We start from the raw sequence: 15,845 nt of genomic DNA, 5'->3' as shown, positions 1-15,845 counted from the left end.
AAGCTTAAAACATAAGAAATTTTTGTGATTCCCCTCACATTTTCGTGCGTGCCACTAAAGGGTTATAGTATCGGCCCAAAGATGCATTTAAAATGCATCTTATATTATTGATGATGAGGTAACTGCTATGGCCTTCCGCGACCAACCACTCGGTGAGCTGGCGCTCTCCATCCCTCGCGCTTCTGCGCTGTTTCGTAAATACGACATGGATTACTGCTGCGGCGGTAAGCAAACACTGGCGCGCGCGGCTTCGCGCAAAGAGCTGGATGTAGAGATTATCGAAGCGGAGCTGGCAAAACTGGCCGAGCAGCCTGTCGAGAAAGACTGGCGCAAGGTTGCGCTTGCAGAGATCATCGACCACATCATCGTGCGTTACCACGACCGTCACCGTGAACAGCTGCCAGAACTGATTTTACAGGCGACCAAAGTTGAACGTGTTCATGCTGACAAACCTTCAGTTCCACGCGGCCTAGCAAAATACCTGACCATGCTGCATGAAGAACTTTCCAGCCACATGATGAAAGAAGAGCAAATCCTCTTCCCGATGATCAAACAGGGAATGGGTAGCCAGGCGATGGGGCCAATCAGCGTGATGGAAAGCGAGCACGACGATGCCGGCGAACTGTTGGAAGTGATCAAACACACCACCAACAACGTCACTCCGCCGCCAGAAGCCTGTACCACCTGGAAAGCGATGTACAACGGCATTAACGAAATGATCGACGATCTGATGGAACACATCAGCCTTGAAAATAACGTTCTGTTCCCGCGTGCATTAGCGGGTGAATAAAAAAGACCACTGCGGCCTGATGCCCTCACCCCAACCCTCTCCCACAGGGAGAGGGCGCAAAAACTAAAAACGGCAACCGAGGTTGCCGTTTTGCTTTTATCTTACGCCCGCCATACGTTTCTTACCGATAAACAGCCAGCCCAGACCCAGCGCGATGAACCACAGCGGCGTAACAATCAACGCCTGACGGGTATCATCTTCCAGCGTCAGCAGCACGATAACGAACGCGAAGAACGCCATGCACACCCAGCACATCAGCTTGCCCAGCGGCATCTTGTAGATCGATTTTTCATGCAGGTGCGGACGCTGTTTGCGGTACACCAGGTATGAACACAGAATGATGGTCCAGACAAACATGAACAGGATCGCAGACACCGTGGTGATCATGGTGAACGCGCCAATCACGCTCGGGTTAACGTAGAGCATCACCACGCCGCCCAGCAGACACATACAGGAGAAGGTCAGCCCTTTCGCCGGTACCGCACGCTTAGACAATTTCGCGAAGGCGCTCGGCGCAACGCCTTCCTGCGCCAGGCCAAACAGCATCCTGCTGGTAGAGAACACGCCGCTGTTTGCCGAAGAGGCCGCAGAGGTCAGCACCACGAAGTTAATCAGGCTTGCCGCCGCCGGCAGCCCCACCAGCACAAACAGCTCGACGAACGGGCTCTTGGTTGGCACAACAGAACTCCACGGCGTGACCGACATGATGATAATCAGCGCGAACACGTAGAACATAATGATACGCACGGGGATGGAGTTGATGGCACGCGGCAGGGATTTCTCCGGATCTTTGGTTTCCGCAGCGGTGGTGCCCACCAGCTCAATACCCACAAACGCAAACACCGCAATCTGGAAGCCGGCAAAGAAGCCGCTCAGCCCTTTCGGGAACCAGCCGCCGTCATTCCACAGATGGGTAAAGGAAGCCTGAACACCCGTTGGCGACTGGAAGTGCGTGAGAACCATGACCAGCCCCACCACAATCAGCCCCACGATGGCGACGATTTTGATCATCGCAAACCAGAACTCCATTTCACCGAACATTTTCACGGTAGCCAGGTTGAGGCTCAGCAGCAGAACAATCACCGCCAGCGATGCCACCCAGTCAGAAAGGCCGGGGAACCAGAACTGGGCGTATGCGGTAATGGCAACCACGTCGGCCATCCCTGTGACAACCCAGCAGAACCAGTAAGTCCAGCCCGTAAAATAACCTGCCCACGGCCCTAACAGGTCGGATGCGAAGTCGCTGAAGGATTTATATTCGAGATTCGAGAGCAGCAATTCACCCATTGCGCGCATCACGAAGAAGAGCATAAAACCGATGATCATATAAACGAAGATGATCGACGGCCCGGCAAGACTGATGGTTTTGCCCGACCCCATAAACAGCCCGGTACCAATGGCACCACCGATGGCAATAAGCTGAATATGACGGTTTGTGAGATTGCGCCGTAGCGACTGTTCAGACGGCGCTTCTTCTTCAGCGACGACTTTGACCTGATCTACCATGTGATATTTTCCTGTTTATGCCTGTCTGTGTTGTTAAGGCTCTTCTGGCCTTTAAATACGTCAAAAAAATGACGTTCCCCGTGTAAGGGCTAATCGATATTAGGTAAGAATCGGCGGGATGAATACTATGAATTGGATATTATGTTAACAATATGTTGAAAGTGAGTGTCATATCACTCATACAGCGCGAAACAGCTCACAAAAATACACGCAACAGTTTCGTTTGCAAGATAAAATGTTGATTCCGTCGTAACTATAGGTTTTATCACTATTTTCCTCTCCCCTGGCGGAGAGAGGAAATAAGAAAAGCCGATTACAGGATTTCCAGCAGCTCGACTTCAAACACCAGGGTGCTGAATGGCGGGATAGACGCGCCAGCGCCACGCTCGCCGTAGGCCAGGTTTTGCGGGATAGTCAGTTCCCATTTGGAACCCACTGGCATCAGGGTCAGTGCTTCGATCCAGCCAGCGATAACGCCATTTACCGGGAACTCAGCCGGTTCGCCGCGCGCAACAGAGCTGTCGAACACAGTACCGTCGATAAGTTTACCGGTGTAATGCACGCGAACGTGGTCAGTACGAGCCGGGATTGCGCCATCGCCCTGATTGATTACGCGGAACTGGAGGCCAGATTCGGTGCTGTTCACGCCTTCACGCTCGCGGTTCTCTTCCAGGAATTTAACGCCTTCTGCTGCCATCTCTTCGAAACGTGAGCGACGTACGGCGTCAGCACGTTCGTGGATTTCGCGCAGCGCACGGTGCACAACATCGACAGGAACAGCAGGGTGTTTACCTTCCAGCGCGTCAGCGATACCCGCCACCAGCGCTTCCGGTAACAGTCCTTCCAGGCCGGATTCGCTCAGCTGCTGTCCTACCTGCAAGCCGATACCGTAGCTTGCCTGCGCTTCGATAGTGTCAAAAGTCGGGGTGGTCATGGGTTTTCCTTCCATCACATTTAAAGTAGCGGGCAGCATAACAGTCACACCCCATCGGGTAAAACTTTGTCTTAAGTTAAGATGACAAATCGCGGGGAAACAGAAACAATAGAGCCCGTCAGGATATTTCCTAAATATGTGTCACGGAAGCCGACTTTGTTACGCCCTTCAGGCAGTTAGCAAACTACACTTCTCAGGACAGGATAAAAAAGACGCGGAGCAGGAGGAAAGCCATGCCCGGGCGATTTGAACTGAAACCTACCCTGGCGAAAATCTGGCAAGCACCAGACAATTTTCGCCTCATGGACCCGCTGCCGTCTTTGCATCGCAAAGGCATCATCATTGGGGCGCTGCTGGTCATTTTGGGCTTCCTGCTTCCTTCTGGTGGCGATAACAGCGATACCGCGCCAGTCGCCCGCAACGCGCAGCTGGATATCCAGTCTCAGGCGCGGCCGCAACCCGATCCTCAGCCAATGCAGACTCAGCTGGTCACCCCCTCAAACGATCCGGGCCAGGTCGCACCCGTTGAGCCAGAGCCTGTACAGGACGAACAACCACAGGAGCAGGCATCGGCTCCTGAACAACCCCAAGCCCAGACTCAGCAACCGACAGGTATCGAGCAGCAATGGCGTTCGTATCGTGTAGAGCCGGGCAAAACGCTCGCGCAGCTGTTCCGCGACCATAACCTGCCGCCAACGGATGTCTATGCCATGGCGCAGGTTGAAGGAGCGGGTAAACCGCTCAGCAATTTGCAGAATGGCCAGATGGTGCAGATCCGCCAGAATGCCAGCGGCGTTGTGACCGGGTTAACGATTGATACCGGAAATGGTCAGCAGGTGCTGTTTACGCGCCAACCCGATGGCAGTTTTATCAGAGCACGTTAACTTACAGGCCGGGTAAGGCGAAACCGCACCCGGCCATGTTCTTCTCAGGCACTGCGCTTATTTACCCACCAAATCCCTGAGCACACCAGCACCAGCGCCACCGCGTATTTGATATCCAGGATATTCTCACCGAGGAAAATCGCGGAAAGCACCGTCCCTGCCACCGGCACAACGAAGTTGAACGGCGCAATCATACTGACGCGGTTCACCTTCAGTAACACACTCCACAGCGCGAAAGCCACCGAGGAAAGCAACGTCAGATAGCCGAGCACCGCTACGGCCTTCAGGCTATGCACTTCCAGCGTACCGCCCGTTGCGTAGCCGCCAGCCACCAGTACCGCACCACCGATAGCAAGCTGCCAGCCCGTCATTACCGTTGGATCGACCGTCTGGGAGATGCGTTTCCCGTACAGCGTGGCGGCAGAAAGAATAAAGGCCGCCAGCACCACGAAGCCATCCCCATTCCAGACAAAGTGGAATTCACTTAACCCACTGTGGAAGTTGACCAGCATGACCCCGGCAAACCCTAAAATACAGCCCAGCGTCTTGTTATAGCTGAGCTTGTCGTTGTGATAGATGAAATGCGCCAGCAACACGCTAAAGAAAGTGCCAGTGGCATTCATGATCGAGCCGTTGACGCCTGTCGTGTAGGCCAGCCCTATATAGAAGAAGGTGTACTGAATCGATGTCTGGGTCAGCCCAAGAAGAGTGAGCTGGCCGAACTGCTTTGTTGTCAGCCGGGCGATAGGCTTGCGCTGCGCCAGTGCGAACAGCAACAGGAGCAGCCCCGCGAAAAGAAAACGGTATCCGGCGAAGACGACTTTTGACGGAATATCATCAGTCGCAATGCTAAAGAGTTCATATCCACTTTTTATTGCCGGGTAAGAGCTTCCCCAGAGCAAACAACACAGGGTGGCGCAGGCATAAGCGACATTTTTACGGGCGAAAATCGGTATGGATGAGGGGGTGTCCATTGCAAATCTCAAAGATAAAATTGCGTTTCATTTTATTATCTGAGAATGCGTCAGGAATAGCTACCATACAAGAAGAAAAGATGATTTCGGGTAGCCTTAAAAAGCAAAACGCCGGCACAAGGCCGGCGCTTCGACGCGAGCAGAGTAAAAAATTACTCAGCTACAACGTTAACAACCAGTTTAGCGAACACTTCGCTGTGAACCTGGAAGTCAACTTCGTGCTCACCAGTGGTGCGCAGAACGCCGTTCGGCATGCGAACTTCGCTCTTCGCCACTTTAACGCCTGCTGCAGAAACTGCATCAGCGATATCGCGGGTACCGATGGAACCGAACAGTTTACCTTCGTCGCCAGATTTGGAAGCGATGGTAACGGTGCCCAGTGCGTTGATTGCTTCAGCGCGAGCGTTAGCAGCCGCCAGAACGTCAGCCAGTTTGGCTTCCAGTTCAGCACGACGTGCTTCGAAAAACTCTACGTTTTTCTTAGTAGCTGGAACAGCTTTACCCTGTGGAACCAGGAAGTTACGTGCGTAACCCGCTTTAACGTTAACCTGATCACCCAGGCTGCCCAGGTTTGCTACTTTATCAAGCAGAATAACTTGCATTACCTTATCCTCTTAAAGTCGTATTAATGGACTGTGCCCGATTACTGATGACGATCAGTGTACGGCAGCAGGGACAGGTAGCGAGCGCGTTTGATAGCGCGAGCCAGCTGACGCTGGTATTTTGCACGAGTACCGGTGATACGGCTTGGGACAATCTTACCGCTTTCGGTGATGTAGTTTTTCAGCGTTGCGATATCTTTATAGTCGATCTCTTGAACGCCTTCCGCGGTGAAACGGCAGAACTTGCGACGACGGAAATAACGTGCCATATGGCTAGTCTCCAGAATCTATCAAATCAATCTGCTCGGCATGCAGAACCATTTTGCTCAGGCCGTTCTTTGCCTTGTGGCAAGAAATGAACCCCTGAACGATTACTGCACTACCGACCGTTATACTGTGAGTAATGGCCTGGTTTTCGTGTCCGCTAATAATAACGGGCATTTGGCACCACGCCTGCCGGTGAAACCCGGCTTCCTCTTGCACAGAACGATGCTCAAGCACGAACTGGCAATGCGGAATTCCTGATGGACTGACCTTTCGAAGGGGGGTCCTGCACACAGTGCCTGACAACACCAGACGGTTGGTCATCAGAAATTACTCTTCAGAATCCCCAGCATCAGAATCATCTGCGGTTTCGTTTGCGAAATCATCGCGACGCTCACGGCGCTCGTCTTTCGCTTTAACCATCGGAGATGCTTCGGTAACTGCGTTTTTGGTACGCATAACCATGCTGCGGATAACGGCATCGTTGAAGCGGAAGGTAGTTTCCAGCTCATCGATCACTTCCTGCGGCGCTTCAACGTTCATCAGAACGTAGTGTGCTTTGTGCAGTTTGTTGATCGGGTAAGCCAGCTGACGGCGGCCCCAGTCTTCCAGACGGTGGATCGTACCTTCTGCACCAGTGATGGCAGCAGAGTAACGCTCGATCATACCCGGAACCTGTTCGCTCTGGTCAGGATGGACCATAAAAACGATTTCGTAATGACGCATCGAATTGCTCCTTACGGATTATTCAGCCTCCTGTCTGGGTCAGCCGAGGCCCGGGGAGGCAAGGAACGTGTTAAAGGTCGGCTGAAAAATTGACGCGTCATAATACTTGCGTGCCCCCGGAAACTCAAGCTGATTGCGCAAAAAATTCGCACAAAGCGTAAAGATGAACTAAGTGGATGATTTAAAATTAATCGCATCAGGAAGCGTCGTTTTTTTGAACAACAGCATCAGAAATGGTCACCAATCCCCTTCTGAGAAGCGATTAAACTTTAATCAGAGTTCATCCAAAGGCAAAAGGAGATGTTTCAACCGTCACACAGCACGCAGTCGTGGAGCGCATATCATGAAAAAAATCGCAATCGCCATTATGGCTGCGCTTTTGCTTAGTGCAAACGCGATGGCAGCCATTAAGATAGACGGCCGGCAGGCCAGAAACATGGATGATGTGCAAAGCTTAGGCGTAATCTACATCAATCATAATTTCGCCACTGAAAGTGAAGCAGATCAGGCAATTAACGAAGAAACCGATGCCCAGGGTGCAAAATACTATCACGTCATTCTGATGCGTGAGCCCGGCAGCAACGGCAACATGCATGCAAGTGCAGATATCTACCGATAACGCTTTAACGCTAGCACCAGGAAAGCCAACAAAGACAACATAGCCATAGTTTGACTTGCCCCCTGCCCGGGGGCTTTTTTTTTGCGAATGGCTCTGAAATACCACCGGTTACAACTGTTTTTCGGTATTCCAGAGCACTTATTCACTTCTGCCCGTAGTAAGCATTTGGGCCATGCTTGCGCATGAAATGTTTGTTCATCAGGTAATCATCAATAGCTTGAAGCTGCGGGTTAATCCCGCGGGCAATCCACGCCATTCGCGCCACTTCTTCCATCACCACCGCGTTATGAACAGCATCATGGGCATCTTTTCCCCAGGCAAATGGGCCGTGCTGGTAGACCACAATACCCGGCGTATGCAGTGGCTCACGTTCACCCAGCGTTTCGATAATCACTTTCCCGGTATTTAGCTCGTATTCACCTTCAACTTCAGCAGCCGTTAATGCGCGCGTGCAGGGGATGTCGCCAAAGAAGTAATCGGCATGCGTAGTTCCCAGTGCCGGTATTGCCAGACCTGCCTGCGCCCAGGCCGTGGCATGCGTTGAGTGCGTATGCACAACGCCACCAAGAGATGGATAACGCCGGTAAAGCGCCAGATGAGTAGCAGTATCGGAAGAAGGCCGCCATTTACCCTCAACAACATTTCCGTCAAGATCGACCACCACCATATCGTCAGCTTGCATGGCCTCATACGCTACGCCGCTGGGCTTGATTGCAATCAGCCCTCGCTCACGATCGATAGCGCTGACGTTGCCCCAGGTGAATGTCACCAGGCCATAACGCGGGAGATCCATATTGGCGTCAAAGACCTGCTGTTTAAGCTGCTTCATGCCCGGCCTCCAGTAACCCTGCCCGCGCCATGCGCTCGCGCACCCAGTCTCGCGCTTTTGCCACTTCACCCGCCGGGTCGTCCGATGTTTCACTCCACATCTCAATCAGATAGGGCCCGCAATAGCCGGTCTGCTTGAGGGTCTCGAAGCACCGTTCGAAATCCACCACCCCGGTGCCGAACGGAACATTTTTGAACACACCCGGACGCGTATCTTTGACGTGTACCGCCACGATATGCCCCATCCCCGCCTGCAACTCCATCTGTACATCGTTATCCCACGCCGACAGATTGCCGATATCGGGATAAAGCTGGAACCAGGGGTTATTCAGGTAGTGCGCGTAACCCAGCGCCTTGCTGATGGAGTTCATCAGCGGATAGTCCATGATCTCCATCGCCAGCGTCACCTGCGCACGGCTGGCCATTTCCACACTCTCTTTCAGCCCGCCACGGAAACGACGGCGCGTCTCATCGTTGGCTTCCTGATAATAGACGTCATATCCGGCAAGCTGGATAACGCGAATACCGACATCCTGCGCAAAGCGGATAGCTTTACGCATGATCTCCAGCCCCTGTGCGCGCACGGCATCATCTTCACTTCCAAGGGGAAAACGACGGTGAGCGCTCAGACACATAGACGGCACGCGCACGCCCGTTTCGGCTACGGCCTGCACCAGCGCCAGCCGTTGTTCACGGCTCCAGTCGAGGCGGGACAGGCGCTCGTCAGTTTCATCCACTGACATTTCGACAAAATCAAAACCCAGCAGTTTTGCCAGCTTTAACCGCTCAAGCCAGCACTCCCCCGCAGGGAGTGCCTTTTCGTAAATGCCAAGCGGGACTTGTTTAGACAACATACCCGCTCCTTAGCCCCAAAGCTGAGCGATTGAACGTTTGAACTGACGCGCAGCTTCCACCGGAGACACCGCATCACGGATGCTACGGCCAGCAATAAAGACGTGAATCGGAATGCCCTGGAACAGCGGCAGGTCTTCCAGCGCCAGGCCGCCGGTCACGGTGACTTTGAAGCCCATATCCGCCAGACGCTTGATGGCACTGATATCCGCTTCGCCCCAGGCCACACCCGCCGCCTGCGCATCACGGCTACGGTGGTAAACCACCTGCTGAATGCCCGCATCGCGCCACTCCTGTGCCTGCTCCCAGGTCCAGAAGCCGGTCAGCTCAATCTGCACGTCGCCGTTGAACTCTTTTGCCACGTCCAGCGCGCCTTTGGCGGTGTTGATATCCGCACAACAGATAACGGTGACCCAGTCAGCATTGGCTTCAAAACACATGCGAGAAAGAATTTTGCCTGCATCAGCGATTTTGGCATCCGCCAGCACGATTTTATGCGGATAGAGCGCTTTCAGGTCGCGGACGGCGCGAACGCCTTCGCCTACGCAAAGGATGGTGCCGACTTCAATGATATCCACTTCTTCTGCAATCAGGCGGGTGGTTTCATAAGCGTGGGACAGCGTTTGGTTATCCAGCGCAACCTGCAACATTGGTAATGACATTTTGTGTGTTCCTTTTAAACAGCCGCCGCAGTGGCGTTATCAATTAAATCCAGCACTTCCTGCTCGGTACGGCAGGCGCGTAAACGGTCAAAATTGGCTTCATCATCAAACAGGTTGACGATCTGCATGATGCCGACTTCCTGATGGGTGTTGGCATCAACGGCCGCCATGGTGATCAGAATGTCGACCGGGTCGTTATCTTCATGGTTGAACACCAGCGGCTCTTTTAATGTCACCAGCGCGAAACCCGTTTTTTTGACGCCCTCTTCCGGGCGGCCATGCGGCATCGCCAGCCCTGGCGCAATGACGAAATACGGGCCGTGCTGCGCAACACCATCAAGAATGGCCTGGTAATAACGCGGCTCGACAACGTCAGCCTTAACCAGCAAATCCACACTCAGCTTGACCGCTTCCTGCCAGGTGCTGGCTTCGGCCTGTAAAAGGATGGAGTTATTGTCTGCCAGCGAATCACGTAGTTTCATGTAGCATCCTTACTTCACGTCTTGTGGGAAGTGCGCATTGATCACTTCCAGCAGCTTTGGACCAAAGTCAGCGGGCGACAGCATATTGCGCACACCCACCACATATTTATTGCCCGTCACGGTGATCTCCCCAGCGATATGGGTAGAGGCGATGATGATGTCCGCGCCGTTCAGTTCACTTTTGTATTCACCCACTGCGCAGCTGTTCACCGTGTGGTCGATGTTTGACTGGGTTAAAAACTGGTCCACTTTCATCTTCATGATCATGGAGCTACCTTGCCCATTGCCACACACAGCCAGGATACGTACGGTCATAATCGAAACTCCTTAGTGAGCAGACACTTCTGCTGTTTGTTTTTCCGCATCTTCTTCAGCTCGCAGCGAACGGCCAGCGAAGAACATATAAGTCAGTGCAATCAGGATGATGACGGCCATAAAGACCAGCCCAACAGATGCAAAACCCTGCATCATCGGCGGTGCCAGAATTGACCAGTCCGCCATGCCCATCCAGGCGCTCATGCCGGTAAGCTTGACGGCCCACACGCAACCAAAGATCTCGATCATGCCCATCACCAGGCAAATCTTGAGCGCCGCGCGCCAGCCGCCAAAGTGGTTAGCAAAGACGCCGATAGTGGCGTTGGAGAAGAACATCGGGATAAAGCCAGGAATAATCAGGATTGAGGAACCACAGCCCACCAGAATGCCGACGGCAATCAGCTGACCGATGGTGCCCCACATAAAGCCCCAGACGACGGCGTTCGGCGCAAAGCTATAGATAGCGGCGCAGTCAATCGCCAGTACAGCGCCAGGGATCAGACGTTGGGAGATACCGTTAAAGGCTTCTGACAGCTCAGCCACGAACATACGCACGCCCTGGGTGATGATGAAAATCGCCACCGCGAACGAGAAGCCGGTTTGCAGGATGTAGACCGTCCAGTGCGTTTTGCCCGCCATCGCCTGGACAACGTCGATGCCGAAAGAGAGCAGGATCGCCCCGAAGAAAATGGTCATCACAATCGCGGTAGAGACGATGTTGTCATGGAAGATATTCAGCCAGCCAGGGAGCTTAAGATCTTCAACACTCTCTTCTTTTTTCCCCAGGAATGGCGCGACCTTGTAGGCAATCCAGGACGCGAACTGCTGCTGGTGACCTATTGAGAAACCGCAGCCATCGGTCACGTCTTGCGTTGGCTTGTACATCATATTGGAGGTGATCCCCCAATACAGCGAAACCAGAATCGCGGTGCAGATGATCGTTGTCCACATCGGATAACCGAAGATATAGAGAGACACGGCAATCAGCCCGGCCTGCTGGAACATAATATGGCCGGTAAGCATGATGGTGCGGATACCGGTGATACGCCGCAGCAGAACATAAATAATGTTCAGCGCCAGTGCGAGCAGCACGGCGTACCCCACCCAACTATATGCATCACCCATACGATCGATGGTAGCCATCATTGAGGCGTAGGTGTCAGAGATGGCGCCATTGATGCCGTACACTTCCGACATTTTGGCGACCACAGGCTTAAATGTGCCCGTTAAAATACCGGACCCCGCCTGTAACAACATAAAACCGATAATCGTTTTAATGGTGCCTTTGATAATCACGCTGACGCTTTTACGCAGAAGGATGTAGCCCAGGCACGTCACGATACCCAGCAACAGCGGGGCGTTAGTCATTACCTGATTAAAAAATACGGTAAAGACGTTGTAGAGGATCTCCATAACTCTCTCCAGAAATGAGAACACGAGGGGCAATCCCTGTGCGGTTGGTGTCACCACTCTAGTAATCACAAATAATCACCACAAGATTGCATTTGATTATTTGTGACGCATCACGCAAATTATTTCCATGGTGTTAGTAATGATTTTCACTATCGCGTCATTAAAATAATTTAACCTTTATAATTCATCATCTTGATGTTTAATGACTCATATCTTAGCAACCTAAAAACGGATTTTCCGTGATGTCGCAAAGATAATTTTCCGCGATTTACTCGTTGCAAAGCGGTTCAAAGAGTGACAGAGTTAACCACAACAAATCACCATATGATTACTTTTGATTAATACCAGGAGTCAAAACGATGAGTAAAGTGAACACCATCACCCGTGAATCATGGATTCTGAGCACCTTCCCGGAATGGGGTTGCTGGCTGAACGAAGAGATTGAGCAGGAACAAGTTGCTCCAGGCACGTTTGCAATGTGGTGGCTGGGCTGCACCGGCATCTGGCTGAAATCAGAAGGTGGTGCGAATATTTGTGTCGATTTCTGGTGTGGCACGGGCAAACAGAGCCACGGCAACCCGCTGATGAAAAAAGGTCACCAGATGCAGCGTATGGCAGGTGTGGAAAAGCTCCAGCCAAATCTGCGCACCACGCCATTTGTGCTCGATCCGTTCGCCATTCGTCAGATTGATGCGGTTCTGTCTACGCACGATCACAACGATCATATCGACGTGAACGTGGCGGCAGCAGTGATGCAAAACTGCGCCGATGACGTCCCGTTCATTGGCCCGCAGACCTGCGTTGATTTATGGATCGGCTGGGGTGTGCCAAAAGAGCGTTGCATCGTAATGAAGCCGGGCGATGTGGTGAAAATCAAAGACGTTGAGATCCACGCGCTGGATGCCTTTGACCGTACTGCACTGATTACCCTGCCGGCAGACCAGAAAGCAGCAGGCGTGCTGCCAGACGGCATGGACGAACGCGCGGTGAACTATTTGTTTAAAACCCCTGGCGGTTCCCTCTATCACAGCGGCGATTCCCACTACTCCAACTACTACGCGAAGCACGGCAACGAGCACCAGATTGATGTCGCGCTGGGTTCCTACGGTGAAAACCCGCGCGGTATCACCGACAAAATGACCAGCGCCGATATGCTGCGCATGGCGGAAGCGCTGAACACCAAAGTGGTGATCCCGTTCCACCACGATATCTGGTCAAACTTCCAGGCCGACCCGCAGGAAATCCGCGTACTGTGGGAAATGAAAAAAGACCGCCTGAAATACGGCTTCAAGCCATTCATCTGGCAGGTCGGTGGCAAGTTCACCTGGCCACTGGACAAAGACAATCTTGAATACCACTATCCACGTGGTTTTGATGATTGCTTTACCATTGAGCCTGACCTGCCGTTCAAGTCCTTCCTCTGATTTTGAAGCCAAATAGCCAGACCTCTGTGTCTGGCTATTTCATATTTAGCTTAGTAATTTCACGCTATTTCAAATATCATCTTTTCAAATCAATTTTTATCGGAATAGCTCATGACGGAAGCGCAACGGCATCAAATTTTACTGGAACTCCTGGCGCAAACAGGGTTTGTCACCGTCGAGAACGTTATCGATCGTTTAGGCATCTCCCCGGCGACGGCACGACGAGATATCAACAAGCTGGATGAAAGCGGCAAGCTGAAAAAAGTCCGCAACGGTGCAGAGGCCATTAGCCAGCAGCGCCCACGCTGGACGCCAATGAACATCCATCAGGCGCTGAATCACGATGAAAAAGTGCGTATCGCCAGAGCGGCTTCGCAGCTGGTGAATCCCGGAGAGAGCGTGGTGATCAACTGTGGCTCGACGGCGTTTCTGCTGGGGCGGGAGATGTGCGGGAAACCGGTACAGATCATTACTAATTATCTGCCGCTGGCCAACTATCTTATCGACCAGGAGCATGAAAGCGTGGTGATCATGGGCGGTCAGTACAACAAAAGCCAGTCCATCACGCTAAGCCCACAGGACAGCGAAAACAGCCTCTACGCCGGACACTGGATGTTTACCAGCGGCAAGGGCCTTACCGCTGAAGGCCTGTATAAAACCGATATGCTGACGGCGATGGCAGAGCAAAACATGCTTAACGTAGTGGGCAAGCTTGTGGTGCTGGTCGATAGCAGCAAAGTGGGTGAGCGCGCCGGAATGCTGTTTAGCCGGGCAGAGCAGATCGACATGGTGATCACCGGTAAAAATGCCGATCCCGTGATCCTCCAGAAGCTGGAAGATCAGGGCGTCACAATCCTGCGCGTTTAAAGGTGCTTACGGAAAAACGCGACCGTGAAATCCAGCGCGGCTGGCGTAATGCGGTGCCGTACACCGGCTTCCCACTGGCAGGTCAAATTCCCGTCCAGCCCTTCACTTTTGAGTGCCTGCTGCAAGCGGAAGGTTTCAACGGCAGGCACAATGTCGTCTGCTTCGCCGTGCCACAGGAATAGCGGTCTGTCTGCCAGCTGTGGCAATGCATGGGTTACCTCCCATTGCGCCAGCGGTGCCATCACCGCCTCAACATCATCCTGCTCGCGGGGTGGGAACAGCGTCTGCGAGAGGGAAGTGAAATATCCGGAACCCATCAGGCAGGCCACAGATTTCACCTCTGGATGATGGGTCATGATCCCAAGAGCCGTCATGCCCCCCATTGATGCCCCTGCCACCGCCAGACGGTTATCCGCCACCAGCCCCGCCTGGTGCAATGCATCTCGCAGCGCGGCGAACTCGTTAAGGCTGCCGTGAAGGATTTGCCAGAACTGCCCAAGACGAGCCTGTTCATCACCCGTAAAGCGTGCGCCGTGATCGGGGGCATCCGGCATTACCACACGAAAACCCGCCTGTGCCAGCGCGACTGCAAAGTAGCTGTAAACCAGCTTAGATGAAGTAAACCCATGATAAAAAACCACAACGGGCAACGGTTGCTGACCTTTTCCCGCCGGAAAAGCATGTAAAATTTCGTGGTCACCGAGCCGTTGTGTTTCAAGTTCTATCATTGTCGATCCTTTGCAATTGAATGATTCATAATGTTGAGAACTGGGTTACGCTTTCACGACATTTTCATTCGAAATTTACGCCCCAGATAACACTTCGGGAACATTCCCCCAAAACTAAATTTACAGACAACTACACTATGGCTATCAGGAAACGAGATATGGTTATGCGCAGGTTTGCTGCTTTATTGCTGGTGTCACTGCTTAGTGGCTGTAGCGCGCTGCAAGGCACGCCACAACCCGCTCCCCCGGTTGCCGATCACCCGCAGGAAATTCGTCGTAATCAGACGGAAGGATTACAACGAATGGGTACTGTTTCCGCGCTTGTTCGCGGTTCCCCGGATGATGCGCAATCCGCAATAAAAGCCCAGGCCGTCGCTGCAAAAGCAGATTATTACGTCATCATCATGGTTGATGAAACCATCATTACGGGACAGTGGTACTCACAGGCGATTTTGTACCGTAAGTAATGGGCTTCATTTGAACGACATTTACACTGCTTTGCGTCCATAGACATTTTCCTGTCCACAATAAACTCCATGCCCGCAACAATGGAAGTGAGTTTATTCGCGAAGGATTGCCCGGCGGATACCGGAGACATGTGAAATGGAGCTGACGATGAAACGAACTCTTGCTTTGACCTCTCTGTTGCTCTCAGCAGGCCTTGTGAGCACGACTGCGCAGTCAGCTGAATTCGCCAGTGCTGATTGTGTTACTGGCCTCAATGAAATTGGCCAGATCTCCGTGAATAACATTTCGGGGAGCCCGCAAGACGTTGAACGTGTAGTTGCATTAAAAGCAGATGAACAGGGTGCTTCCTGGTATCGCATCATCCAGATGCAGGAAGATAACCACGTCGATCAGTGGCGGGTACAGGCCATTCTCTATGTGTAATCCTTCCAGATAAAAGCCACTTATTTTTAGTGGCTTTTCGTTTTTGCAAATCTTTTATCCTTTAATAAACCATTCAAAAACAAT

Annotated in this window: 21 protein-coding genes; 7 read left to right on the top strand and 14 right to left on the bottom strand. The window is 52.5% G+C overall.

The window, feature by feature from the left end:
* Positions 1–127: 127 nt before the first annotated feature.
* Positions 128–790 (top strand): iron-sulfur cluster repair protein YtfE, encoded by a 663-nt coding sequence (ytfE, locus tag F3J30_RS20135; RefSeq protein ID WP_166718335.1) that lies wholly within the window; start codon positions 128–130, stop codon positions 788–790.
* 96 nt (positions 791–886) lie between these two features.
* Here the strand turns inward: ytfE and cycA are convergent, their stop codons facing one another.
* Together cycA and fklB are read right to left on the bottom strand one after the other, a co-directional pair.
* Positions 887–2,296, bottom strand: a complete 1,410-nt coding sequence (gene cycA / locus F3J30_RS20130) for a D-serine/D-alanine/glycine transporter (protein ID WP_014068643.1) — start codon at positions 2,294–2,296, stop codon at positions 887–889.
* A 313-nt stretch (positions 2,297–2,609) separates the two neighbouring features.
* Complete coding sequence (gene fklB, locus F3J30_RS20125) at positions 2,610–3,230, bottom strand: FKBP-type peptidyl-prolyl cis-trans isomerase (RefSeq protein WP_168714509.1); 621 nt, start codon at positions 3,228–3,230, stop codon at positions 2,610–2,612.
* 233 nt (positions 3,231–3,463) lie between these two features.
* Here fklB and F3J30_RS20120 point away from each other — a divergent pair, with 233 nt between their 5' ends.
* Complete coding sequence (locus tag F3J30_RS20120) at positions 3,464–4,114, top strand: OapA family protein (RefSeq protein ID WP_166718333.1); 651 nt, start codon at positions 3,464–3,466, stop codon at positions 4,112–4,114.
* 44 nt (positions 4,115–4,158) lie between these two features.
* On the opposite strand, the gene F3J30_RS20115 is transcribed toward F3J30_RS20120, so the two are convergent.
* From F3J30_RS20115 to rpsF, 5 genes are all read right to left on the bottom strand, one after another.
* Complete coding sequence (locus F3J30_RS20115; RefSeq protein ID WP_166718332.1) at positions 4,159–5,088, bottom strand: DMT family transporter; 930 nt, start codon at positions 5,086–5,088, stop codon at positions 4,159–4,161.
* A gap of 152 nt (positions 5,089–5,240) precedes the next feature.
* Positions 5,241–5,690, bottom strand: a complete 450-nt coding sequence (gene rplI, locus F3J30_RS20110) for a 50S ribosomal protein L9 (RefSeq protein ID WP_112012019.1) — start codon at positions 5,688–5,690, stop codon at positions 5,241–5,243.
* 41 nt (positions 5,691–5,731) lie between these two features.
* On the bottom strand, positions 5,732–5,959 hold the full coding sequence (rpsR, locus tag F3J30_RS20105; RefSeq protein WP_000135199.1) for a 30S ribosomal protein S18: 228 nt from the start codon (positions 5,957–5,959) through the stop codon (positions 5,732–5,734).
* A gap of 4 nt (positions 5,960–5,963) precedes the next feature.
* On the bottom strand, positions 5,964–6,278 hold the full coding sequence (gene priB, locus F3J30_RS20100; protein WP_014068638.1) for a primosomal replication protein N: 315 nt from the start codon (positions 6,276–6,278) through the stop codon (positions 5,964–5,966).
* 6 nt (positions 6,279–6,284) lie between these two features.
* Positions 6,285–6,680 carry a 30S ribosomal protein S6 gene (gene rpsF / locus F3J30_RS20095; RefSeq protein WP_014068637.1) on the bottom strand — a complete coding sequence of 132 codons (396 nt, stop codon included), beginning with the start codon at positions 6,678–6,680 and terminating at the stop codon, positions 6,285–6,287.
* Positions 6,681–7,023: 343 nt separating this feature from the next.
* Between rpsF and yjfY the strand changes: the two genes are divergently transcribed.
* On the top strand, positions 7,024–7,299 hold the full coding sequence (yjfY, locus tag F3J30_RS20090; RefSeq protein ID WP_014068636.1) for a DUF1471 family protein YjfY: 276 nt from the start codon (positions 7,024–7,026) through the stop codon (positions 7,297–7,299).
* Between the two features lie 142 nt (positions 7,300–7,441).
* Here yjfY and F3J30_RS20085 read toward each other — a convergent pair whose 3' ends face one another.
* From F3J30_RS20085 to ulaA, 6 genes are read right to left on the bottom strand one after another with little or no spacing between them, the layout of a single operon-like run.
* Positions 7,442–8,128, bottom strand: a complete 687-nt coding sequence (locus tag F3J30_RS20085) for an L-ribulose-5-phosphate 4-epimerase (protein ID WP_166718331.1) — start codon at positions 8,126–8,128, stop codon at positions 7,442–7,444.
* Positions 8,115–8,981 carry an L-ribulose-5-phosphate 3-epimerase gene (locus F3J30_RS20080; protein ID WP_166718330.1) on the bottom strand — a complete coding sequence of 289 codons (867 nt, stop codon included), beginning with the start codon at positions 8,979–8,981 and terminating at the stop codon, positions 8,115–8,117. The genes F3J30_RS20085 and F3J30_RS20080 overlap by 14 nt, the downstream gene beginning before the upstream one ends.
* Positions 8,982–8,990: 9 nt before the next feature.
* Positions 8,991–9,641 (bottom strand): 3-keto-L-gulonate-6-phosphate decarboxylase UlaD, encoded by a 651-nt coding sequence (gene ulaD, locus F3J30_RS20075; protein WP_166718329.1) that lies wholly within the window; start codon positions 9,639–9,641, stop codon positions 8,991–8,993.
* 14 nt (positions 9,642–9,655) lie between these two features.
* Complete coding sequence (ulaC, locus tag F3J30_RS20070) at positions 9,656–10,123, bottom strand: PTS ascorbate transporter subunit IIA (RefSeq protein WP_014068632.1); 468 nt, start codon at positions 10,121–10,123, stop codon at positions 9,656–9,658.
* 9 nt (positions 10,124–10,132) lie between these two features.
* The gene (gene ulaB, locus F3J30_RS20065) at positions 10,133–10,438 is read right to left on the bottom strand and encodes a PTS ascorbate transporter subunit IIB (RefSeq protein WP_014168329.1); all 306 of its coding nucleotides are present in this window, start codon (positions 10,436–10,438) and stop codon (positions 10,133–10,135) included.
* A 12-nt stretch (positions 10,439–10,450) separates the two neighbouring features.
* Positions 10,451–11,851, bottom strand: a complete 1,401-nt coding sequence (ulaA, locus tag F3J30_RS20060) for a PTS ascorbate transporter subunit IIC (RefSeq protein WP_014068630.1) — start codon at positions 11,849–11,851, stop codon at positions 10,451–10,453.
* Between the two features lie 359 nt (positions 11,852–12,210).
* Between ulaA and ulaG the strand changes: the two genes are divergently transcribed.
* Together ulaG and ulaR are read left to right on the top strand one after the other, a co-directional pair.
* Positions 12,211–13,275 (top strand): L-ascorbate 6-phosphate lactonase, encoded by a 1,065-nt coding sequence (gene ulaG, locus F3J30_RS20055; protein WP_119935821.1) that lies wholly within the window; start codon positions 12,211–12,213, stop codon positions 13,273–13,275.
* Between the two features lie 111 nt (positions 13,276–13,386).
* A complete protein-coding gene (gene ulaR, locus F3J30_RS20050) occupies positions 13,387–14,142 on the top strand; it encodes an HTH-type transcriptional regulator UlaR (protein ID WP_014068628.1) in 756 nt (251 codons plus the stop codon).
* Here the strand turns inward: ulaR and yjfP are convergent.
* Positions 14,139–14,870 (bottom strand): esterase, encoded by a 732-nt coding sequence (gene yjfP / locus F3J30_RS20045; RefSeq protein ID WP_166718328.1) that lies wholly within the window; start codon positions 14,868–14,870, stop codon positions 14,139–14,141. The two genes, ulaR and yjfP, sit on opposite strands and share 4 nt — an antisense overlap.
* Positions 14,871–15,007: 137 nt before the next feature.
* Here yjfP and bsmA point away from each other — a divergent pair, with 137 nt between their 5' ends.
* Positions 15,008–15,337 carry a biofilm peroxide resistance protein BsmA gene (gene bsmA, locus F3J30_RS20040; RefSeq protein ID WP_166718327.1) on the top strand — a complete coding sequence of 110 codons (330 nt, stop codon included), beginning with the start codon at positions 15,008–15,010 and terminating at the stop codon, positions 15,335–15,337.
* Positions 15,338–15,485: 148 nt separating this feature from the next.
* The gene (gene yjfN / locus F3J30_RS20035; RefSeq protein ID WP_166718326.1) at positions 15,486–15,761 is read left to right on the top strand and encodes a DUF1471 family protease activator YjfN; all 276 of its coding nucleotides are present in this window, start codon (positions 15,486–15,488) and stop codon (positions 15,759–15,761) included.
* Positions 15,762–15,845: the final 84 nt, after the last annotated feature.

Origin of the sequence: Enterobacter sp. Tr-810 (assembly GCF_011752765.1) — a bacterium.
Classification (GTDB): Bacteria; Pseudomonadota; Gammaproteobacteria; order Enterobacterales; family Enterobacteriaceae; genus Enterobacter; species Enterobacter soli.
Note: the sequence above shows the minus strand (reverse complement) of the source record. Positions and strands in the feature narration are given on the sequence as shown.